Origin of the sequence: Bacillus sp. FJAT-49736 (assembly GCF_018343615.1) — a bacterium.
In the GTDB taxonomy this organism is placed as follows: Bacteria; Bacillota; Bacilli; order Bacillales; family Bacillaceae_C; genus Margalitia.
In genome coordinates this window covers 1156383-1178366 of record NZ_JAGYPI010000001.1, presented here as the reverse complement: position 1 = coordinate 1178366, position 21984 = coordinate 1156383, and the positions used below count along the sequence as shown (strand labels likewise).

At 36.9% G+C, this 21984-nt stretch carries 19 protein-coding genes; 2 read left to right on the top strand and 17 right to left on the bottom strand.

Translation table 11 applies throughout. From position 1 onward, the window contains the following. Positions 1–85: 85 nt before the first annotated feature. From KHA87_RS06245 to KHA87_RS06235, 3 genes are all read right to left on the bottom strand, one after another. Entirely contained in the window at positions 86–1753 is a 1668-nt protein-coding gene (locus KHA87_RS06245; protein ID WP_213093228.1) for an ABC transporter substrate-binding protein, read from the bottom strand. Positions 1754–1909: 156 nt separating this feature from the next. Next, the gene (locus KHA87_RS06240) at positions 1910–2935 is read right to left on the bottom strand and encodes a LacI family DNA-binding transcriptional regulator (protein WP_213093227.1); all 1026 of its coding nucleotides are present in this window, start codon (positions 2933–2935) and stop codon (positions 1910–1912) included. A 303-nt stretch (positions 2936–3238) separates the two neighbouring features. Continuing rightward, positions 3239–3376, bottom strand: coding sequence for a hypothetical protein (locus tag KHA87_RS06235; protein WP_213093226.1), 138 nt, complete (start codon positions 3374–3376; stop codon positions 3239–3241). Positions 3377–3730: 354 nt separating this feature from the next. Here KHA87_RS06235 and KHA87_RS06230 point away from each other — a divergent pair, with 354 nt between their 5' ends. Further along, the gene (locus tag KHA87_RS06230) at positions 3731–4966 is read left to right on the top strand and encodes a multidrug effflux MFS transporter (protein WP_213093225.1); all 1236 of its coding nucleotides are present in this window, start codon (positions 3731–3733) and stop codon (positions 4964–4966) included. A 256-nt stretch (positions 4967–5222) separates the two neighbouring features. Continuing rightward, positions 5223–5618, top strand: a complete 396-nt coding sequence (locus KHA87_RS06225) for a (deoxy)nucleoside triphosphate pyrophosphohydrolase (protein WP_213093224.1) — start codon at positions 5223–5225, stop codon at positions 5616–5618. 328 nt (positions 5619–5946) lie between these two features. Here the strand turns inward: KHA87_RS06225 and KHA87_RS06220 are convergent, their stop codons facing one another. From KHA87_RS06220 to KHA87_RS06155, 14 genes are all read right to left on the bottom strand, one after another. Further along, positions 5947–6636, bottom strand: a complete 690-nt coding sequence (locus tag KHA87_RS06220) for a nuclease-related domain-containing protein (RefSeq protein ID WP_213093223.1) — start codon at positions 6634–6636, stop codon at positions 5947–5949. Between the two features lie 152 nt (positions 6637–6788). Beyond that, complete coding sequence (locus tag KHA87_RS06215) at positions 6789–7913, bottom strand: GTPase (protein ID WP_213093222.1); 1125 nt, start codon at positions 7911–7913, stop codon at positions 6789–6791. A gap of 336 nt (positions 7914–8249) precedes the next feature. Then, the gene (locus tag KHA87_RS06210; protein WP_249310150.1) at positions 8250–8624 is read right to left on the bottom strand and encodes a Na+/H+ antiporter NhaC family protein; all 375 of its coding nucleotides are present in this window, start codon (positions 8622–8624) and stop codon (positions 8250–8252) included. 138 nt (positions 8625–8762) lie between these two features. Next, on the bottom strand, positions 8763–8984 hold the full coding sequence (locus tag KHA87_RS06205) for a hypothetical protein (RefSeq protein ID WP_213093221.1): 222 nt from the start codon (positions 8982–8984) through the stop codon (positions 8763–8765). Between the two features lie 183 nt (positions 8985–9167). Continuing rightward, the gene (locus KHA87_RS06200; protein ID WP_213093220.1) at positions 9168–9887 is read right to left on the bottom strand and encodes a GntR family transcriptional regulator; all 720 of its coding nucleotides are present in this window, start codon (positions 9885–9887) and stop codon (positions 9168–9170) included. A 90-nt stretch (positions 9888–9977) separates the two neighbouring features. Continuing rightward, positions 9978–10913, bottom strand: a complete 936-nt coding sequence (locus KHA87_RS06195; protein WP_213093219.1) for a carbohydrate kinase family protein — start codon at positions 10911–10913, stop codon at positions 9978–9980. 129 nt (positions 10914–11042) lie between these two features. Further along, a complete protein-coding gene (locus tag KHA87_RS06190; RefSeq protein WP_213093218.1) occupies positions 11043–11867 on the bottom strand; it encodes a carbohydrate ABC transporter permease in 825 nt (274 codons plus the stop codon). 10 nt (positions 11868–11877) lie between these two features. After that, entirely contained in the window at positions 11878–12828 is a 951-nt protein-coding gene (locus KHA87_RS06185) for a carbohydrate ABC transporter permease (protein WP_213093217.1), read from the bottom strand. Between the two features lie 152 nt (positions 12829–12980). Then, entirely contained in the window at positions 12981–14252 is a 1272-nt protein-coding gene (locus KHA87_RS06180; protein WP_249310148.1) for an ABC transporter substrate-binding protein, read from the bottom strand. A 55-nt stretch (positions 14253–14307) separates the two neighbouring features. Beyond that, a complete protein-coding gene (melA, locus tag KHA87_RS06175; RefSeq protein ID WP_213093216.1) occupies positions 14308–15612 on the bottom strand; it encodes an alpha-galactosidase in 1305 nt (434 codons plus the stop codon). A 582-nt stretch (positions 15613–16194) separates the two neighbouring features. Continuing rightward, the gene (locus KHA87_RS06170; RefSeq protein WP_213093215.1) at positions 16195–16731 is read right to left on the bottom strand and encodes a hypothetical protein; all 537 of its coding nucleotides are present in this window, start codon (positions 16729–16731) and stop codon (positions 16195–16197) included. Positions 16732–17060: 329 nt separating this feature from the next. Further along, on the bottom strand, positions 17061–17558 hold the full coding sequence (locus tag KHA87_RS06165) for an LURP-one-related/scramblase family protein (RefSeq protein ID WP_213093214.1): 498 nt from the start codon (positions 17556–17558) through the stop codon (positions 17061–17063). 191 nt (positions 17559–17749) lie between these two features. Then, complete coding sequence (gene ppsA, locus KHA87_RS06160) at positions 17750–20362, bottom strand: phosphoenolpyruvate synthase (protein ID WP_213093213.1); 2613 nt, start codon at positions 20360–20362, stop codon at positions 17750–17752. Between the two features lie 734 nt (positions 20363–21096). After that, positions 21097–21690, bottom strand: coding sequence for a competence protein ComK (locus KHA87_RS06155; RefSeq protein WP_213093212.1), 594 nt, complete (start codon positions 21688–21690; stop codon positions 21097–21099). Positions 21691–21984: the final 294 nt, after the last annotated feature.

The following is a 21984-nucleotide window of genomic DNA, read 5'->3' as shown; positions in this document are numbered from 1 at the left end:
AACCAGCTATACGAAAACACACTAAGTTTAAGGGAAAAGGGTAAGTACCCTTTTCCTTTTGTATTGCAATTTTATCAATCAAATATTATTTGTTAGGCTTTAACTTCGATAAGACAATGGATGGCGCTGGCCAGTTAAATGGAGCTGGGTTCGCATATGGATCATCCTCCGTTGGCCATCCAGTATAGTTTTCCGTCCTATATTCATACCAAACAGGTCCATTCACAAGCGGTATCGTTGGCATTTTATCAACCATGACATTTTGCAGATAATTAATGGCTTCTTTTTGTACCGCTTTGTCGGTAGTGCCCTGGAATTTCTTCAAGGCAGCGTCCGTTTCTGGATCATTCCATTTTTCTAAGTTCCAATTACCATGGCTGTTCAACATATCTTGGTATTGTTTGTATGGATCTGGTCCGGAGTTGGTCCAAGAAATAGCCAAGTCATATTTGCCACCAGTTACATTTGTTGCATAGGCAGCATAATCAGGCTGTTGGACTTTCACATCTATACCAATTTCCTTTAATCCTTGAGAAATCAGCTGTGCCATGGTAGTCCAATCGGTCCAGCCGGAAACAGTTTGTAAAGTAAAGGACAATTTCTTACCGTCTGGAGAAACAAATATGCCGTCCTTGCCTTTTTTATAGCCTGCGTCCTGCAATGTTTTCACGGCTTCGTCTTTATTAAAAACAAATTCTAATTTTTCTTGTGGAATACTTGGATCGACCCATTCTTGGTCTCTTGGGAGAATTAGTGCGGTTGTGCTTGATAAGGGATCATATCCAGATGCTGCTTGCTCGGAAAGCTTTTTGCGATCAATCGCTAAACTAATTGCTTTACGTACGTTGACATCTTTCAAAAGAGGGTTCGTTAAATTAGGGTAAAGTGTCACGTTGTTGCTTGGCGGGAACCAGTATTTGTTATGTTCCTTATCTACAGATACATACACTTTATCTGCATCAGGAATAAAAATACCTGTCCAATCAAGCTCGCCTTTCGTCAAGGCTAATTGCTCACTGTCATTACTTGCATATACTGGGAATTGCAACTCTTTCACATCATATTCGCCGCCATAGAAGGTTGGATTCACCTTCATTTTATATAGCTGAGGAGAAAAGGAATCTAGCAAATACGGGCCGGTTCCAATTGCATACTGTTTCGTAATTTTTGCTTTGGAAGCCTCCCCAAGGTCTTTCCAAATATGCTGAGGTACGATATCCACCCCTAGAACATACGATTGAAAAGGAACGTTTGGCTGATCAAAATGAAAGGCAACCTGATTATCCCCTTGCTTCTCCACGGAAGTGACTTCCTTCCAAATACCAGAAGTATCTGCTGCTGGATCCTTTTTCAATAAATCAAATGTAAAAATAACATCATCTGCAGAAAATGCTTGCCCATCTGACCACTTTACATTGTCACGCAAGGTCGCAACGAGTGTCTTATTGCCGTCTGTCCATTCATATTTCGTTGCCAACATTGGATTTTCCTTTCCGCTGACAGGGTCAAAATAATAAAGAGGCTGAAAAATTAAGCCGTTTGTTCCACCCATTGCGGTGTTTGAGAATGGATTGAAGTTCTCTTGCCATTGACCTGCAGGTGACAAGCCAATCACTAATGGTTTTCCTGCCTTCCCACCTTTACTATTGTTATTTCCTGAATTTGTAGTAGTTTTATCGGTACATCCTGCCAGGACTAAGGTGAGAGCCATAAAGATCATCAGAATTGGTGCTGCTAGTTTTTTAATCTTCATTTACATACCCCCTAATTTTTCGAAAGCGGTTTCGAAAATAAATAAAAAATTTTCAATGTGACAGGAATTAAAGCGTTTACATTTCTCCTGACTAAAGCTTAGCCTTAGCCAACACACCACCTCCTTAAAATCTTCTACTAACGAAAAGATGCATATCTATTTGTAAACCGGCAATTTCGCAACCGTATCCCGGATCACTAATTCCGTTTCGATCGTGAAGGGGCTAGCAGAATAATTAGTATCATTCATTAGCTTCAGTAATTCTTTGGCTGCCAATTGGCCCATTACTTCTTTCTTTTGCCTTATGGTTGTTAGCTTTGGAGTTACATATTTTAAAAGAGTTATATCATCAAAGCCTATCAGGGAAATATCCTTCCCTACCTCCAGCCCTTTTTCTTCCATAGCCTTCATAGCCCCTATTGCCATCATATCGCCTGCACAAAAAATAGCCGTAGGCAAAGAATCGCTTTCCAGCAGCTCTTTTACAGAAAGGTAGCCGCCGTTCTCAGAGAAATCTCCTGGCAAGATCCATTTGGTTAATATAGGCAGCTGATGCTTTTCCATTGCTTTTTTGAAGCCAATTAAGCGATCAGAACCAGGTTTCGTGACAAAAACATCGGAAATAAAAGCAATTTTTGTATGCCCCATTTCCACTAAATGATCAATGGCCATCATGGCGCCACCGAGGTTATCAGAACAAAGATAATTGGCCTTTGGACCAATTAAATCCAAATCAATGGACATACAAGGTATACCACTTTGGACAATTCCCATCAGATTAGGGTCTGTTCGAGGTACACCAAGCAAGAACAAACCATCTACATTTCGATTTTTTGCCCGTGCTTCGAATGTTTCAGCATGATTGTTCGGATGATTATTTGCGAAAAAAATAAGATCGTAGCCACTCTCCCCAATCACATCCTTAAAGCTTGCCAGAATATCCTGCAAAAAATGATGACGAAACCCTGTATTTAAATGGTCCTGAAAAAACACACCAACCGTATTGGATTTCTTTGTTGCTAATCCGCGCGCGATGGAATTCGGCTGGTAGCCAGACTCCTCGATAATTCGTTTCACGGTTTCGATGGTATTTTTGCCAACATCCGACCTTCCATTGAGTACTTTAGAAACGGTTGCTGCAGAGACACCTGCTTTTTTTGCAATATCGTAGATTGTAAGCATTGTTCAGCTCCTTCGAAAGCGGTTACGTTAGACGTTTGACTATATTATTTATCAAAAATTTCAATCTGTAAATAGTTTTGTTTTAATTTTTTTTATTTTCTAAAATTAATTTTTTATTTATAACATTTTTGATAGATTAAAATATCAGCTGCAAATGCTTGTCCCCTTTTTACACCTATTGAAATATAAGGAATACCAGCAGATGAAATAATGAAGCACCATGCAGAAGCATGGTGCCTGGCACCTCTAAAACCATCTTTCTATGTATCAGTAAAAAACAGCTTTACTGATAATGTTTTTCTTTTATTGCTTTTTGATAGGAGTAACTACTGAAAATAAGCTTTCTGATGGATCCGTAACATTTACTTCAATAATCTTATATCCGTTACTTCCATCCTTGCACTCATTTTCTCTAGATGTTTTTAACTGAATGTTTTCCATTTCAATACCTCTCCCTTAAAAATTCTCACAGTAGGCAGTATATGCTGCATTTTCAAATATGTTCATACATTTCGACCAATTTTAAAATAAAAAAGTTACAGAATTTTCATGAATACATCAAAATTAGGCTGTCTGAGCTCATTTTCATCTTTACCCGCAAATAAAATCAAGTTATAATGGGGATTACGTAATTTCGGATTTCGAAATGAATGGTCCATGGTATTTCGGTTAGTTAGTACAAAATTTGCTTCACGTCGTATGGGGGTGTTGTGGATAGCCTGAAGGAATATTTCTATTGTAAAAACAAGACCGGTACCATTGAAAATAATAATTTAATTGAAAGGCGAGAATATATTGAACACACCTAGTGGAAAACAACGAATACAGCTTGCAATCCTGTTAGGATCACTTGGACTTTTAGGCCCTTTTACAATTGACACATACTTACCGTCCTTCCCTACTATTGTAAAAGATTTTCATACAACCGCTTCACTCGTACAAATCAGCTTAACCGCTTGTTTATTGGGGCTTGGGGCAGGACAATTATTTATCGGACCATTGAGCGATGTAAAAGGACGCAAAAAGCCTTTGATATTTTTCCTTTGCTTATACTTATTAGCTTCCTTAACATGCTCGTTTGCTCCAAATATCTATTTCCTAATTGCAGCACGTTTCATTCAGGGCTTCTCTGCAGCCGGTGGACTTGTGGTTTCCAGAGCCGTTGTCCGAGACCTTTTTAGTGGAAAAGAATTAACTAAGTTCTTTACATTAATGGTATTAGTCGGTAACCTCGGTCCCATTGTTGCACCGGTTGCTGGTGGAATCATCCTTTCATTCACAAAATGGAACGGAGTTTTTATTGTTTTGGCATGTATCGGGGCTATATTAATCTTCACTGTTACCTTGAAGCTCAAAGAAACTTTGCCAGTGGAACGACGAGTGCCTAGTAATTTGCCTCAACTCTTAAGCAATTTCGGCTCCCTATTCAAGGATCGAGAATTTATGGGATACGCATTCACGCAAGGATTTACGACTGCTGGAATTTTTGCCTATGTATCTGGTATTCCATTTGTCTATCAAAATATTTACCATGTCACTCCTCAACAATTCAGTCTCTTATTCGGAGTGAATGGCTTAGCGTTAATTATTGGAAGTCAATCGGTTGGCCGCTTAACAGACATTATTTCAGAGCGGACATTCTTAAAGATCGGTTTAGGAATCTCTAACTTAGCGGGGATATGCTTACTCATTGCTCTTCTATTAAAAGCACCGCTAATCGCCGTTGCCATCCCAATTTTCTTTTTCGTTTTATCCATCAGTATCATTGGGACGACGTCCTTTGCATTAGCCATTGAGTCACAAGGACATATTGCAGGCAGTGCCTCTGCATTATTGGGCTTATTGCCATTTGTACTTGGCTCGTTATCAGCTCCGCTTGTCGGAATAGCTGGATCGTATACAGGCGTTCCGATGGGCATCACCATCTTCTGTTCAAGCTTATTGGCATTCCTTTCTTATTTTGTTTTAGTTCGGAAAGCTACAATACGAGTGCAGGGTTCGAAAACAACAGAACAGGTTTCTAAGATATAATTTAAGATTACTACTTTTTGTAGTCGAAATATCATTAAGAATAAAAGTAGTATCGCGACCTAAGTGAAAATAATCACTTAGGTTTTTTGTTTTAACCATAGTAGTTATCTTTCCATCAATTGGCGCCTGTTCTAGCTACTAACATTGACTTTGTATTTACAAATCAAAAATAAGTATAATATTGCATAAGAAAATTTTTCTAATTAAAAATAAAAAAAATCCCATGGTCTATTAAAGCTAGTACATTGGAGGAAATATGAAAAAAACGATCAAAGTGGTAGCAGCAATAATAGAAAATGACAGTAAAGAAATTCTTTGTGCACTTCGCTCACCTAAAATGGTTAATCCTAATAGGTGGGAATTTCCCGGTGGAAAGGTTGAGAAAGAGGAGGATATATATTCTGCCTTAGTTAGAGAAATTGATGAGGAACTGAACAGTAAAATTGAAACGCATGAAATACACAATGAACTCATTCACGAATACGATACCTTTCTCATCCACTTAATTGCTATTAAATGTAGTATTGTAGAAGGAATTCCAACACCAAAGGAGCACTCTTCCCTTCTTTGGCTAAAAAGAGAGAATCTAGATTCCTTGAAGTGGGCTCCCGCAGATGTACCAGCAGTTGAATTATTGATGGAAGAAAATTGACTTTATAAATATCACTTTTTAAGGTCATTTTTTATAAAGAAGAAGACATTATTCTCCCCTTTCATATAAAGATCCTTACTAATGCGTATATTATAATAATTATACGAATACAATAAAAAAGAACGTCGGTGCTCCAACCTCAGCGTTCCAATAGCTACTCTGCAAGAAATGTAGTGGCTAAAAGTGAAAGAGTAACCCTTCGCCTATTAGCACACAGGGAGGGTTACTTTTCTTTCATAATCAAGACAATCAAAGTTGCAAATATGTTCTATATAAATAATCTATCCATTAATTAAAATATTTGATTAATAAATTCCAGAGCCTTTCATTACTTATATTTCCTAACCTGATCAACATGCTTCATTTTTACTTCTTGTGATACATTTGAATACTCTTTTAGTTTGCTATAAATATAGAAAATCGAATCTTGATTAAGTATCTTCGGCGACCTAATTATTAACTTTTTTAGTAATGAAGTTAATTGATCCCGCTTTATTATACGAACATTTTCAATATCAACGGAGATCTTCTTTAATTGACAGCGATTGCTAAAAACAATAAGAGAAAACATATTCTTTTCTGCAATTGTGGGTAATTCTCTTTTTAAAGCATTCATATGGGTTTGATTTTGCTTTACTGGATTATAAAAATAACTCTTTTGGCGATTCGGCAACATTTGACACCAATTACGGTCGCTTTCCTTTCCAAATATCCAACCGCTGTAATTCTTCGATTCTATAACATAAATCCCTGTTTCGTGGATGAATACAAGATCGATTTCCGTTGTTCCACCTTTACTGTTTGGTAAGTAAGTATTTACAATCGTCTTATGTTCTCCAGGAAGCTTTTGAAGCATCGTATAGGTAAGATATTCTCCTAATAGTCCCTTATCTAAATACACTTTCAAGAATGAATAATTTGTTTCTTTTCGGTAACTATTTTGTTGATATCGCAAAAACGGAACTATAATAAATAATGATATGATACACAGTATTAATAGTAGATCAAGAAACAGCATTAAATCTCCCCCCTATATTTTTATACAGATTACAAAATTCGCCATTTTGATCTAAAATCCTCCAAAGTTGCAATGCTTTGCAAAATATGTATTGAGTTTCAAAAAAAACAGCACTGGTCCATTAACCAATGCTGCACAACCATTTACGTTATTTACTTATAGTGCTCCTCAAGCTCAATTCTCATAATCTCATGTGCTAATTCACTACAAGATTTAATGGTATTTTTGCCAACATTATAGGTAAGCGCAAATCCTGCACCAGCACCTATAATAGGAATTAATTTGGTTACATTCTTCAACGCTTCTTTACCGGCATTTTCCACAACGTATTTTATCACTATTTCCTTACCGACATTTCTTAAAGTGGAAATGATTAAATTGTATTTTTTCAAATCACTGGATGCTTTACTTTCCAACAGGCTAATTCTCTTTTCTGATAATCCAAAGTTTCGACCAATTTCTTTCACCATTTTTATAGTAGAAGGTATATCTATTGCTGCACCTATTCCTGGGATCATTATAGCGCCAGTTCCCGCTGAAAGAGTGGAAAAAAGCAAAACAGTCTTTAACGAGGCTTTTTCTTTATACCTAAGAAAGGACTCTGAATAGCTTTTTGCATTACGAAAAAATTTTTCCTTCAACTGCTCATCCAGCTGGCTGGAGATTTCAAATAACAACTCATCAATCCCTTCCCCAGTCTTGGAACTAACAAATAATAATGAAAACTCTTTCCCAAACACCTTTTTAATAAATTCCTCTTCAATTTCCTTTTTTAATTCTGAAACGGGTATTTCTTCATCATAAATAGCATCCGATTTGCTTCTTACAAAAATAACTTTTTTACCTAAATCAATGGCTCTTTTGAAGAATGTTACATCCATTTCATTCAATTTGGATTCAAAAATGCAAATCAACACATCAAATTTATCTATTTCATATTCATCCCAATAATTTTCATAACCGTGTTCCTCAGGAATTCCACCGAAACCTGGAAGATCCGTAAAAATTATTGAATCATTCTCTCCCCATGCAAATTCCGTTAGCTTTACACCAGGCTTCACTCCAGCATCAGCAAGCTTCTTCCCAGCTATCTTGTTCATCAGGGTAGATTTTCCCGCTCCAGGGGAACCGAAAAAACCGATATACAGCTTGTCCTTAAATTCCGCCTCTAATTTAGAATGTATGACATCTATTGGACTACCTTCCATGCCCATTTTCTTTAATAGTTCATCCAAATCCTTGTCCCATTGAAGTGAGGTAGTATTTTTGTCACTCATGAATTTCACTCCCCCGAATTAATTATGTATTATATTCCCGTACCATTACTTGTCAATTAATGTACCCAATATTCTTTGTTTTCATCAGTATAGTAATTTCTGTATTACAATCTATTTTAGCACAAAATATTATATACTTATGCTATAACCAAAGTAGAAAAAACTGAATTTGAGTAATAATGAGAACATTAAAACGTAGCAGATAATTTATATTAAATTACCTGCCCCATTTTATTAATCCTTACATCGAGCTAGATTTAGGATTTACTTCATTTTTAGTTATATTTTTAAATTTTGGAATACCAAAGGCTATTGCTAATATCCAACACACAAGCATTATATAGAGTAGAAGCTGTAAGGCATAATTGCCACTGGTGAAATTTTCGCAAGACTTGCGACAACAAGGAATTGTCCACCATATGGCACTATACCCTGAAATGCAGATGAAAAGATGTCGAGAAGACTGGCTGTTCTTCTCGGATCAATATCATATTCCTCCGTGAGCTTTTTGGCAATTGGGCCGGCCGCAACAATTGAAATAGTATTATTGGCAGTGGCGATATCTTCCAAACTTACTAGTGCTGAAATGCCTGCTTCTCCCCCTTTTTTGCTTTTCACCCTAGACGTAACCTTTTCTAGAAGATATTGAATCCCACCATAATATTTCATCAATTCAACGATACCATCAATGATGATGGCGATGATCGCCAAGTCCCAGCCATCCCATACCTAGTTTGGAATTAACAAAAGATCAAATTTTTGTTAATACAGTATGTCCCGGTCATCGTTTTTTAATTTACTCGTTTTTACCTAAAGAAACCGGTGGTCAGGCTAGAACAGAAATATCATTTAAACAGTTAATAAAATTTTCACTAATTTGCTTTCGTACAAACTTGAACCGTGAAAGAAGAACCAAGAGCTATAAATTTGTTCGTAATCTTCAATGAGCATCCCTATTTGATTGTAAAAAGCTTCATATAACCATCTAATCTCTTGCTTATGTAAGGATTCTGCAACATATGGGTAAGCGAATGATATGAAGGATTCAGAAACCATAATAATAATATGCAAACAAAAAACCTTCAAAATGAAGGTTCATTTGATTTAATTTATATCTCATTAAGTGTTCCCTGACTTTATTTGTTTTTAAATTTTATAATCTTACATAGATAGGCAAACGACTAGTCTGAAACTTCTTCCACAAACGTTTTTTAATTTTAATCCAGCAGAACAAAATAGAAATTCGTACAGCCCCTATTTTAGTTCCACCGTATAGGTGAATTTATCTCCCCTAGCTATCGAAACGGTGTATTCAATCACTGCAGATGGGCTGTATGTAATTCGTTCCAACAACAGGCATGGAAAATCTTCCTTAATCATTAACATATCTGCTTCCACCTTATTGGCGCTTACAGCTTTAAAGCTTTCCCTGGCACTAGATATTTTCACGTTATACTGGGAACGGAATACTTCATACAACGGTGTCTGTTCCAATTCTTCAGGTGAGAGGTTGGGAAAATATTGGACAGGAATATAAGATGTTTCGTACAGCATCGGTTCACCGTCAGCAAGCCGAAGTCGGATAATCTTGAATATTTCGCTATCCACCATCAAATTCACGACTTTAGCGATCTTTTTATCGCAAAGGATTTTTTCAAATGAAACAACTTTTGTTGTCGGTTGTTTGTTCAATTTTTTCATCTCTTCCGTAAAGCTGTAGAATTTCACCAGACTTTGGCTATACGTTCTTGGTGAAACGAACGTTCCCCTCCCGTGAATTTTATAAATATACCTTTGCTTTTCCAATTCCTGCATTGTTTGCCTAACGGTTGTGCGGCTGACCTGGTAGGAATCACATAATTCGCGCTCTGAAGGCAACTGATCATTCTCTTTCAGCTCTCCTGAATCCATTTTTTCTACTAATATATCCATTAATTGATAATATAGTGGAATTCGTGAATCAATCTTGACCATGTTTAACTCCTTTTATGGTAGCTTTTCAAATATTATCTATAACCTTGAAAAGGTTACCACTCCTTATGATGTCTTCCCATTTTCGGTTTACTATTGTGCAAACCTGTTTTGAAAGTGGAGAACCTCTTCCAAAGAAGGAACCGTAGTCGCCCCGCCGATTCTTAAAGTTGCCAATGCGCCACAAGCATTGGCAAACTGGAGAAGCTCTTTTCCACGTTTGTTTTGCAAAAAGCCCGTTATTAATCCCGCATTAAAAGAATCACCGGCTCCAGTGGTATCCATCGGATTTACTTTATATGCCTCAGCACTTGTGTAATTGGCATTATGATCGATTAAGAGCGAACCGTTTCCCCCTCTTTTTATTGCTACCATCCCGCGTTTTTCAGGAAGATGTGCCTTTATATCCGTTACATTATGGATATTTAAAATATGAAACAACTCTTCTTCACTAGGAATAAATAGATCTGTAAACTCAAGTAATTCCAATAAATCATCTTTATACCACTGATTGTTAGGATCCCAACCAGTATCGAAGGATGTACTGATATGATGTTTTTTTGCCTCGGCAAAAATTTCTCTCCATTGCGACCGGATATCTTGCTGTAGATAGTACGAACCAAAATGAATATGATCGGCCATTTCATATAAATTCACCGGCAAATATTCTTTCGTTAATTTTGAAATAGCGCCCATAAATGTTAATAAAGCTCGGTCGTTTGTTGTAGTTAAGGATAGTGTCACCCCGGTTTTTAATTCAGGGACAACCGTTATATAGTCTGTATTAACACCCTTTGCTTCCAGCTGGTCCATACAAAAATGACCAAATGGGTCATCCCCCACTACCCCTACAAAAGAAACGTGGTGACCAAGCCCCGCCAAAACACAGGCCGTAATTGCCGAAGAGGAACCCAAAACCTGTTCGAATTGATCTACCAGCTTTTCTCTATTCCATTCTGGAGTGATATTTTCTCCGGAAAAAATTAAATCCACATTCAATTCTCCTAAAACAAAAATGCTTTTCCCCACAAGTCTATCCTCCTAGTATTTTTGAAGAATCTAGTTAAAGTCTGATTGTACCCTCAATAAGCAAGGTGGCGACAACGGCTGCGATGCTAAGAACAATTTCCCCTTTTTTCTCTCGTCACACTTCCTGTCTTACTTCATTCCAGTCATGGTCATCCCTTTAATGAATTGGCGCTGGAACACTAAAAATACAATGACAACCGGAATCATGATTAATACGCCGGCAGACATGACCACATTATAATTCACAATATGTTGTCCGTTAAAAAAGACCAATGCCAGTGGAACAGTCATTTTATCTAGATCGTTTAAGACAATTAGTGGCCATAAGTAATCATTCCATGTTGCCATAAAAGTAAAAATACCTACAGCAGATAATGCTGGTTTTATCTGAGGCAGGATCAAGCTCCAGAAAGTTCGGAACTCCCCTGCTCCATCAATCCTTGCCGCTTCAATTAAATCATTGGGAATAGATTCAATAAATTGCTTTGCTAGAAAAATGCCAAAACCGCTTATTAGATTTGGAATAATCAAGGCTAGTAGATTATTAATTAATCCTAAATCAGAAACTATTAAATATCTGGGAATCATAATGACCTGGAATGGAACCATCATGGTTGCCAATATGAGCAAAAAGGAAAGCTTTTTCCCTCTGAATTTGAATTTGGCAAAAATATAACCTGCTAATGCACTTGTAAATAGTGTGGCCACTGTTACAAGTGTGGAAGATATTAAACTATTAATTAGCCATCTTACAAATGGTGCGTCTTTAAAAACCGTCTTGTACCCTTCAAAGGTGATACTTTTTGGAATGATATTAGTCGAACCTGAAAGAATCTCATGATTTCCTTTCAAGGAGGACAGAACCATCCAAAGGTATGGAAGAAACATAATAACGGCACCAATCGACACCAATACAAACAGAATAATATATGGAATATCCAGTTTCCTTTTCATAATGTCCCCCCTAATATTCCCACTGAGATTTTCCTAATTTCAGCTGAAGAATCGTAATAATCAAGATGATGACAAACAGTACCGATGCGATTGCGGATGCGTACCCCATATTCATATAAGTAAAAGCGTGATCATAGATGCTTAAGGCTAGGACCCTCGTTTCATTCTGAGGTTCTCCATTCGTTAGAATTTGAAATTGAGGGAACATTTGGAAATAGGAAAGACAAGTCATTATGGTTACAAAAAGAGATGTTCTACTTAAAAGCGGAACCGTAATATTCCAAAAGGTCTTCCAGCGATTGGCACCATCCAATTCTGCTGCCTCATAAAACATTTTTGGAATGGAATCTAAGCCTGCCATAAAAAGTACTATATTAAAGCCCATATCCGCCCAAAGTGTCATTGCAATAACAGAGTACATGGCTATAGATGGATCCGTGAGCCAATCGACTCCAGGTATATGTAAAGCATTTAGCAGAACATTGAAAAGTCCTGTATCCTTATTAAACATCGTTGACCATACCACTGCCGAACCCGCTAAAGGGGCAATACATGGCAAAAAGAAAACGGTCCGAAATAAATTTCGGAAAAGTTTACTTCTAATTCGATTGATACCAATGGCAATCATTAAAGTTAAAACGATATTTGCGGGAACCGCAATGATCACAAATTTAAAGGTATTCCAGAAGGATTTAATAAAGACATCATCTTTTAATAGATCCAAATAATTCTTTAAACCTACAAATGGAGAATGCTCCTGCAGTGGATTATATTGATAAAAGGATAAAACCAACCCCCAAACAATGGGGATTGCCGAGAAAATTAAGAAAACAATCATGATTGGTGTCAAAGAGAAGAAAACAAAGTGCTTCTGAGCCTTACTTTGGGATGTTTTTCTACGTTTCTTATTCTTAAATTCTATAGATGAACTAGTTAGTGTTGATTTAGGAATTGATGACATCGCTATCCCCCATTGCTTACATTAATCGTCTTTCTCCAGTTAACTAACAAACAAACGGATCCGGCGAAATGAGGGGTAATGGTACCCCTCGTTTTACACCGTAATTAGGTGGTTCTACCAAGCATGATATACCGGCCATTTAGATTACTCTATTACTTACCTAACATTTGATTGATAGTTGTTTCCGTTTTCTTCAAGCCATCTTCAACGGAAATTTTATCCGCTGCAATCAATTGAAAGTTATCACTAATTGTTTTCTTTAAGAAATCCGTATCTATGTTTCCAATAAATCTACCTTGAGGAAGAACATCTATGGAAGCTTTCATTTTTGGTAAGACTTTCAAAAATTCTGAATCCTCGGCTACCTCTTTGTTTGCTGGAACCGTAAACGTTGTAATATTAAAATATTTTGCGTTCTCTTTTTCTGTCATAAACCTAATAAATTTCCATGCTTCCTTTTGATGTTTACTACTCTTTGCAACTATTTCTCCCCATCCGGATTCTGCCGCAAAATAAGGAGGATTTTCCGTAAAGGATGGCATCGGAATATAATCTAGCTTCTCAGAATTATAATTTTCCTTCCCTTCTGCAATCGACCAAGGTCCTCTCACGACCATTGCAGCCTTATTCTTGAAAAACAAATCTGTAGTATCTTCTTTTCCGCCAAAATCTCGGAAGTTTGTTACTTTATAATCGGTAACGAATTTTTTAAGTTCTTCCATAGCCTTTACGGCTTCCGGGGTAGAAAAGTTAATTTTATCGCCATCCCAATATTCTCCTTTTTGTTGAAGAATAAGGGACAAAAAGGTAAATGTGATATTGTCCGTATTAATGAAGTCAAAGCCTTTTACTTTAATTTTTCCGTTTTCGGTCACTGTAAGTTTTTCGGCATCCGCTATAAACTCATCCCAAGTTTTTGGGTATTCCAGTCCTGCTTTTTGGAACATGTCCGGATTGGCTAATACACCGCCATTTTCAATATTAAATTCCTGTGGAATTCCATAAGGGACTTCATTATGCGTGTACGCACCTAAAGCTGGTTCATAAAAATTGGATTTCACCCAATCTTTCATGTCATTAGGCACTGGAGAAAGTAAATCATTTTTCGTATATTGTGGTACCCAGTTGCCAAATACCTGGGCCATATCAGGTGGATTCTTAGATGCATATGCAGCTTTAATCTTTTGAACGAAAGCATCATATGGGTAAATTTGCAGATTAATTTTTATATTGGGGTTTGCTGCTTCGTAATCCTTAATAAATTTTTTATTCGCCTTAACAAAAGCCGGTCCATCATGACTCCACCACGTCAATGTTACTTTTCCATCACTTGAACCATTGTTAGATGAGCTACTGTTGCTGCATGCTGACAATGGAAGTAAAAACATCAAGGCTATAATCCATATTACTTTTACTCTTTTCAAATGAATTCCCCTCTTTTCTGCTTTTTGTAGTTATAAATTCCTACTGTTTGGATCATTATCTTAAATCTCCAATATACTCGCGCTCAGCTTCAAATAACTCATCAAACATATCCCTAATTTCCGCCAAGGAACAAACGGCAGATGTCAGCGGGTCAACTGTCAGGGCATAAAATGCCTTTTCCTTATCATTTTCCAATACGGCTTGTACAGCTAAATCGAAAAATGCCATATTACTCCGGCATAATGCCGCTAGATGTTCAGGAAGCTTTCCAAACTGACATGGCTGTACACCGTTCTGATCCACCATACATGCGACTTCTACTACCCCATAAGATGGCAAATTTTCAATAAGCCCTTTGTTTGGAACATTTCCGTAAATTACCTTTGGGGTATTTTTGACCATTGCCTCAATGATCGTAGCCGCATATTCATTACTGGATTCCAGTTTGATCTCGCTTTCGCCAGATAATATCTTTAAAATACTTTCATCACTTTCTTTTCTCCATGCTGGCCAGTTATTGGCATAAAACCCTGTTGCACCGTTATATCCGGCACTGCAATGTTTATCTATCAAATCCTGACGTTTCCGGTAGTAAGGAATATATTCGGAAAAGTGACCGCTGGATTCGGATACAAAGCTTCCCAAATATTTCATGGCATCCAAACGCACAGGATCTTTTGCTAATAAATCAGGATTATTGGCTATTTTATCTTTTAGGACAGGATACATATCTTTGCCATTATGAATTAGCTCTAAGAACCACGACATATGGTTGATGCCTGCTGCTTTCCATTTTAATTCCTCATATGGGACATCCAAATAACTAGCGAGCTGCCTTGATGTGTTTTGAATCGAATGGCAAAGACCTACCACCGGGTTATCTGTCAATCGGGTTGTCGCCAATGTCACTGCAGACATTGGGTTGGTGTAATTTAAGATGACCGTTTCCGGACATAATTCGTTTATATCAGCTACAATGTCTCGCCATGCAGGTAATGTGCGCAAGGTTTTAAAAAGACCTCCTGGTCCCATGGTATCGCCAATACATTGATTTACCCCATATTTAAGCGGAATTTCATACTCCAGTTTTACAGTTGATAATCCGGCAACCTCTATTTGATTGATCACAAAATTAGATCCAGGTAAAACTTCCCGCCTATTCACCGATGAAACAACACTCCAGTTCTTCCCTGTGACCTGTATGATTTTTTCAACCAATCGATGGGCGATTTCCAAGCGTTTTTCGTCAATATCTACTAATCCGATTACGCCCTTATCCATTCCTTCAATATTTAAAATATCGACTACAATATCATGAGTAAAAAAGCTGCCTGCTCCTATAATAGTTACTTTTGTCATTGTATTGTCCTCCCCGATTCTTCTCTAAAATTGTCTATCTCCCTAACAATAAAAAACTTTTTTAAAGTTTTTTATGCCCCTCCCTTCACTACAATAATTTTCAATACTAATTAAGAAAGCGCTTACGTTTTAACCAAAAAATAATATAAAGTAAATTTAATAGAATTACTGTTGCTAGAGTTTGCAGGAGTGAATTCCCTACTCTTTGTAACCAATTTCTACAATGGTTTCCCACACACTAGAAACGATGAATGTACATGACGTCATTACCAGTTCCACTAAGTACATGACGTCATTACCAGTTCCACTAAGTACATGACGTCATTACCAGTTACCTTAAGTATAGCATTAACTTAACTGATTATTCAAAACTTTCTTTCGACATTTTTCTACATTATTCTAAATATTCAGCATTAACTAATTGAATCATTCATACTTGAAAACAAGGATTTATAATCATGAGAGCTTCTACTATTCCAGCAATACTGATAACTTGAGAACAATCCCCAAGGTAAAAGAAAAAGTTGGCTTCCATTTAATGAAACCAACTTTTCTATGAATCTTTATTTTAATTACTATGTCTTATTTTACTGGAATCGTAACTACAGCATCATCAATATTTTTGAAAGTCTTATTATCTAGGATTTGTCCCATATGGAATGCGATGGACTTAATTTTTTTCACGTCTAATGTTTTTCCTTGTGGAGCGTCAAAAACGATAACGCCGTCTTTTTTAACTCCGCCGCTGATATCACCAGATACATCACCTGTTCCATCAAACATATTAGCTTCTAATTGCAAATCGCCAATAACTAGATGTCCTTGATCAGGGTACATGGAAATAGTATTGGATGTTGTATTTTGGATATTAAGTCCTACCTGAATATTTTTCTTTGTAATTTTTACGTCCGCAATGCTCACTTTCATTCCGTTGAATTCTTTGGAAACTCCAGCATTGAATTTCTTCGTACTATCATCCGCTTTTGCAGCTTGCTTCTTTGCTTCTTGGTTTGTTGCATTGTTTTTTCCACCAGTACTTACATCGCTCGTATCAGAACATGCAGCTAACACTCCTACTGATAATAGCCCGACACCTAAAATGGAAATAATCTTTTTCATTCACATATCCTCCTAATTTTATTCTAATATAATTCTAATCTATTTTTAATCTAATTTCAAATTAATTTACATATTTGATAAATATACGAAAACAATAGTCATTTTCTATTAGATTAAAACCAAAGTATTCCATTTTCTTAATACCAAAGAACTTTTTGTTATAATAAAATAATATTTTTCAATGTTTAATATTATGGAAGAAACAAAAAAGCAATCTCCGAAATAGAGATTGCTTTTTGTATAAACGTATTTTGATAATGGCTAGTTCTAATCATATTCTGGATAAATTGGATACTGTAATTCTTTTGATATTCCGAATGGCACCTGAATTAATGTACTCCAGCTGAGGAAGCAGCTGCATCATCAGCCTTAACACAATCAATTGCCACAACGATCGCAATAATGATGGCTTCCATCTCTTCATTCAATATTTCCACCTTGTAGCTATCTCCCCAAGTGAACCACTCCTTGCTCACATTTCCAACTGGTTCACCATGCTGTAATACCTGAAAGTTCATATCCCACCAATTTCCTTGGACTTCCATATCGGCAGCATCAATTCTATAGCGCGCTTTAAAGAAAGAAAACTCCTTTTGAATCGTTAACATCTCTCGACCATTTACCTCAACAAAGAACTTCGGTAAAAGGCTGAACACCTTCTTCGTAATGAGTGCAATTTCATCTCTGGTTGAATTTTTAATCGAGAAAGTCTTAGGAATGTGCATAAAACTACCTTCCACGTAATAAACGTCATTCCCATCCTGATCCTTTACGGTGAATTTTTCACTTAGACTAAATACCTTTTGCTTTATATAAAGTTGCTTCATAATGATGCCTCCTTTAGAAACTGCGGATTTAATATTGCTTTTTTCTATCTCATCAATATTATCATATTATTGCTAATATTAAGTATTATTTATTGTATATCGTGCATTTTCATTGATATAAATATAACAAGCACCATTTCTCCATAATAAAATGGAGAAATGATGCTTTACTAAAAACAACATGCAATACATTATAGTATTTCTATATACCCCTCTGTTCCATTCACCCTTATCCTTTGTCCGTCTTTGATTAACTTCGTAGCATTTTCCACTCCGACGACTGCTGGCAAGCCATATTCACGTGCTATTACTGCTCCGTGAGTCATCAGTCCGCCAACTTCGGTAACTAGACCTTTTATAGATACAAACAGTGGTGTCCAGCTGGGATCCGTAAAGGTGGTCACTAATATATCTTCCTCTTCCAAAACAGCATCTTCCATGTTAAAGATAACACGTGCTCTTCCCTCTATCACTCCGGAAGAAACAGGTAGACCTATAAGGGCTTCTGCAGGGAGATTTTCTCGTTTGTACGTACCAACAATAATTTCACCATCTGAAGTGATGACACGTGGAGGAGTTAGTTTTTCATATAATTTATACTCGTCTTTTCGCTTGCTAATAATCTGGTAATCCAAATTATTTGTGCGGACGACTTCATGAAGTTCTTCAAAGGTAAGATAGTATATATCTTCCTTTTCCCGAATTATATTAGCTTGTATGAGTTGCTCCGCTTCTTTTAACAAAGCCTGTTTATAAACAAAGTAGCGGTTAATCATTCCATATTTCGGATATTCCCTATATCCAATGAAACTTCGGATTAGGTGAATCATTTGTTTTGTTTCTTCCGCCTTTTGTTCTCCATCTGGTAATTGCTTCAGTCGACCTAATAACTCTTGTTCTTTTTCCATAGCTGAACGCAGCCCCTGCTCAAATTTCCGCTGGCTGGCATTAGGCTCAAAGTTTTTGATATTGCTAAGAATCATGGGGATAAGTGCAGCTGGCTTTTCACTCCACCGGGTTTTTGTAATATCGATCTCCCCGACACAACGCATTCCATATTTACTTAGGTATGCTTTGATAGCAACTTGGACTTCCTGCCCACCATCAAACTTACCGAGTTCATCCAAAAAGCTGTCATCATTTACATGTTGCAAATACTCTATTATTTCAGGATAAGGACGAATGGCATCTGCGACATCCAATAGCTCCAAACCCATTTCCGAAGTGATATTGTTTGGTACCGATTGAGAAAGTGTGTCTGCTACGTTTTTTTCGCCTAACCATTGGTTCATTTTTTCATTGACCCATGCGGAAGCATTCATAGCAATCCTAATCAGAGCAGAACTTTTTGGGTTAAATAGAATTTTTTTAAATTGCTGGAGATCCTCTTGAATGAAATGAAATAACTCCGTTCCCGATTTCGTTTCGATGTTTCGTTTTAACTCTTCTATCGATATTTGACTACTCTTAATTAAATCATGAACGATTGCCGAATCGTTTTTGATTTCTGTCATAAAGTCCTCAGACATCCCCTTATTGATTGGGCCGGAGCTTTGCGCTTTTTCATCCTCTGGAATCATTTTTATAAAATTTCCTCGCTCTACTATGGTCGTTAGTGCTTCTTTGGTGAGCGGTTCGTGTTGTCCCATTAGATTTAGTAAATTTTTTTGACTGGTAGGTGTAGATAGCTGAGGCGTTGCATCAACAAATAATCTTCCACCAGCCACGCGCATGGGGGCAGGAGTCGTTAACAGCCAAAAAGATAATCCTAATGGTTTCATGGCGTCCGTCATCATTTGTTGATGACCAACGGAAATATAGACGTGATTTTCTTGATCATTCGTTTCTGGGATAGGGTATAAAGTAGTGATTGGACGACTCTGGACAATATAGAATGCATCCTCCACCAGACACCATTCAATATCTTGTGGCTGGCGAAAATAAGCTTCGATTTGTCTTCCGATGAGTGCTAGTTGTAGAATTTGTTGATCCGTAAGTACTTGTGTCTTTTGCTGACTCGGATCGATCTGTTGTGTCTCTGCTCCGCCTTCCTTTCGTCCATAGATTGCCAATTTTTTGGTTGCTAGCATCTTCTCGACGATTTTTCCATCCTGTACTTTATAACAATCAGGAGTTACCAAGCCTGACACCAGTGCTTCTCCAAGTCCAAAGCTGGCATCGATGGATAGAACCTTTCGATTAGATGTAACTGGATCAGCGGTAAATAAAATCCCTGAAGCGTGTGGGATAATCATCTTTTGAACGATAACAGACAAATAAACATGTCTGTGGTCAAATCCGTTTTGTATGCGATAAATCACTGCACGATCCGTAAATAAGGAAGCCCAGCACTTACTGATATGCTGTAAAATGGCATCTTTTCCTTTGATGTTTAGATAGGTATCTTGTTGGCCAGCAAAAGAGGCATGCGGCAAATCTTCAGCAGTCGCACTGGAACGCACTGCGTAAGCATGTTTCTCGCCAAACTGGGTGAGTTGGTCAGAAACTGCATTCACCACATCAGACGGAATTTCTGCTTCTATAATTAATTGGCGAATCTTCCTGCTAATTTCACCAATTTGATCACGTTCCTCAACTTTTAGAATTGTTAATTGATTCAACAACGCTTGAAACTTTTCGTTTTTTTCGAAGGCTTTTTGATATCCTACTGTTGTAATACAAAATCCTTCTGGTATTTGTAATCCTTGAATTCTGGATAATTCCCCTAAATTTAATCCTTTCCCGCCAACGAGATGAAGCTGTGTTTTTTCTATTTCCTGAAAGCTGAGTACTAAAGAACTCATTCCGTATCCCTCCTACCCATTCATGTTATTTGATTTTAGCAGTATGAAATGGGAATAAACAGTCTATATTGACCATTTTTTATATGCTATAATTAAAGTAGGAGGAGTACAAAAAAATATCTATAAAACACAGAAGTAACATAATGGTACCCGGTATGACCTATTATTTTAGTACGAGTTTTTTTGAGTTTACATAATATTATTATTGACTACCACTTTCGTAAAAGTATCTACTTACCAATTATTCACTGAAAAAATTACGCCGCAAACTCCTCGCCTATTTGCATACCTGTAATGGATGCTTTTAAAATTGCATTCACATGCATCCCATTTGCCCTATTTAATTCTTATATTAGTCTATTTTCAGAGTAAACAAGCGCAGTGTTTGTCTAATTTTCATACACTATATGTGTAAGTATTAAATACATTAGAATGGGGGAATACTATGTTTTTTGGTCCTTTTCCGTTTAGGAGGTTCCGCCGCTTCGGTCCGGGATTTGTCGGTAGACGTGGCTTTCGTGGAGCTAGGTTTGGGTTTGGAGCAAGACGGCCGTTCTATTAATACACAACGGTAATAAGAAGCGTTCAATTTTTCATCCATTAATTCATCATAACCACTTTCCTTCTCTCGAAGAAAGTGGTTATGATTTAGTAACTACTTAAGAGGATAACAATAATACTACCAACAATTAAGCTTTACATTTACTAAAACAAAGATTCTTCTTCCTTATTTTTTAAAAAACATCTCCAAAATTCTCATCCGTAATTTCCTCATCATGATTAACTTTTCTAATTGCATAGCCATTCTCCAACGATTCCACAACAACGGAGCACCCATGGGATGCAGAATAATTAAATGGCTGCTGCCCTATTTCTTCTATCTGATCCTTTAGTCGATAACCCTTTTGCAATTTATTTTCAAAGCTTTTTTGACTGACATCGAGTTTGACTGGAAAACCGTTTTTAAATATAACTTTTAATTGATTGTTTCCATCCCGTTTATGAAACTTGTATTGGCCCAACATGAACCAAACACATTCTTTATTTGTTGGTGACTTAGTTGGGATGGCGTAGAGTTCAAATTTTTCGCTGAGCATAATAGGATTCATCGTGGTATTCCCCAGTATGTGCTTTGCTCCGTCCTTTGCTCCTTGATAACCGGATCCATATTTTAATAGACTATATTTAATGATATTGAGAGGGCTCATTTTAACGATAATGTGGAGATCTGATTCTATAACGATTGCAATCAAATTCCCGAATTCATCATAATGAGGAAAAATAATACAGGTTTTTTTATTAATAACATACTTTGTCATCTCTAACATACATAACACTCCCTTTTTATTTTTGTAAGATATTACATTTTTACTAAAAATGGAGTATACTTACTGTACGTTGGTATACTCCAACGCCTTTAACCCTTGGGTACTGTCTGCTACGACTTGTCTACCCATGGGTTTTTATTATGTACTCTTTCATTCCCTCACCTCCTTTAAAACAATGGGCAGCTTAAATAGATTCGCTCTATGTAACCGATTTTTACTATTGATATAATGCAAATATACTTGATGAAACTTGCTGTAAATGAGGCTACACCTTGTTTGAAAATTGCATAGTAA

Bases quoted from the DNA above. Each gene is read 5' to 3' on its own strand.
- KHA87_RS06240 (WP_213093227.1), bottom strand. From the start codon at position 2,935: ATGCTTACAATCTACGATATTGCAAAAAAAGCAGGTGTCTCTGCAGCA.
- KHA87_RS06200 (WP_213093220.1), bottom strand. From the start codon at position 9,887: ATGGTCAAGATTGATTCACGAATTCCACTATATTATCAATTAATGGAT.
- melA (WP_213093216.1), bottom strand. From the start codon at position 15,612: ATGACAAAAGTAACTATTATAGGAGCAGGCAGCTTTTTTACTCATGAT.
- KHA87_RS06155 (WP_213093212.1), bottom strand. From the start codon at position 21,690: ATGTTAGAGATGACAAAGTATGTTATTAATAAAAAAACCTGTATTATT.
- KHA87_RS06165 (WP_213093214.1), bottom strand. From the start codon at position 17,558: ATGAAGCAACTTTATATAAAGCAAAAGGTATTTAGTCTAAGTGAAAAA.
- KHA87_RS06215 (WP_213093222.1), bottom strand. From the start codon at position 7,913: ATGAGTGACAAAAATACTACCTCACTTCAATGGGACAAGGATTTGGAT.
- KHA87_RS06185 (WP_213093217.1), bottom strand. From the start codon at position 12,828: ATGTCATCAATTCCTAAATCAACACTAACTAGTTCATCTATAGAATTT.
- KHA87_RS06225 (WP_213093224.1), top strand. From the start codon at position 5,223: ATGAAAAAAACGATCAAAGTGGTAGCAGCAATAATAGAAAATGACAGT.
- KHA87_RS06220 (WP_213093223.1), bottom strand. From the start codon at position 6,636: ATGCTGTTTCTTGATCTACTATTAATACTGTGTATCATATCATTATTT.
- KHA87_RS06190 (WP_213093218.1), bottom strand. From the start codon at position 11,867: ATGAAAAGGAAACTGGATATTCCATATATTATTCTGTTTGTATTGGTG.
- KHA87_RS06235 (WP_213093226.1), bottom strand. From the start codon at position 3,376: ATGGAAAACATTCAGTTAAAAACATCTAGAGAAAATGAGTGCAAGGAT.
- KHA87_RS06170 (WP_213093215.1), bottom strand. From the start codon at position 16,731: ATGAAAAAGATTATTTCCATTTTAGGTGTCGGGCTATTATCAGTAGGA.
- KHA87_RS06245 (WP_213093228.1), bottom strand. From the start codon at position 1,753: ATGAAGATTAAAAAACTAGCAGCACCAATTCTGATGATCTTTATGGCT.
- ppsA (WP_213093213.1), bottom strand. From the start codon at position 20,362: ATGAGTTCTTTAGTACTCAGCTTTCAGGAAATAGAAAAAACACAGCTT.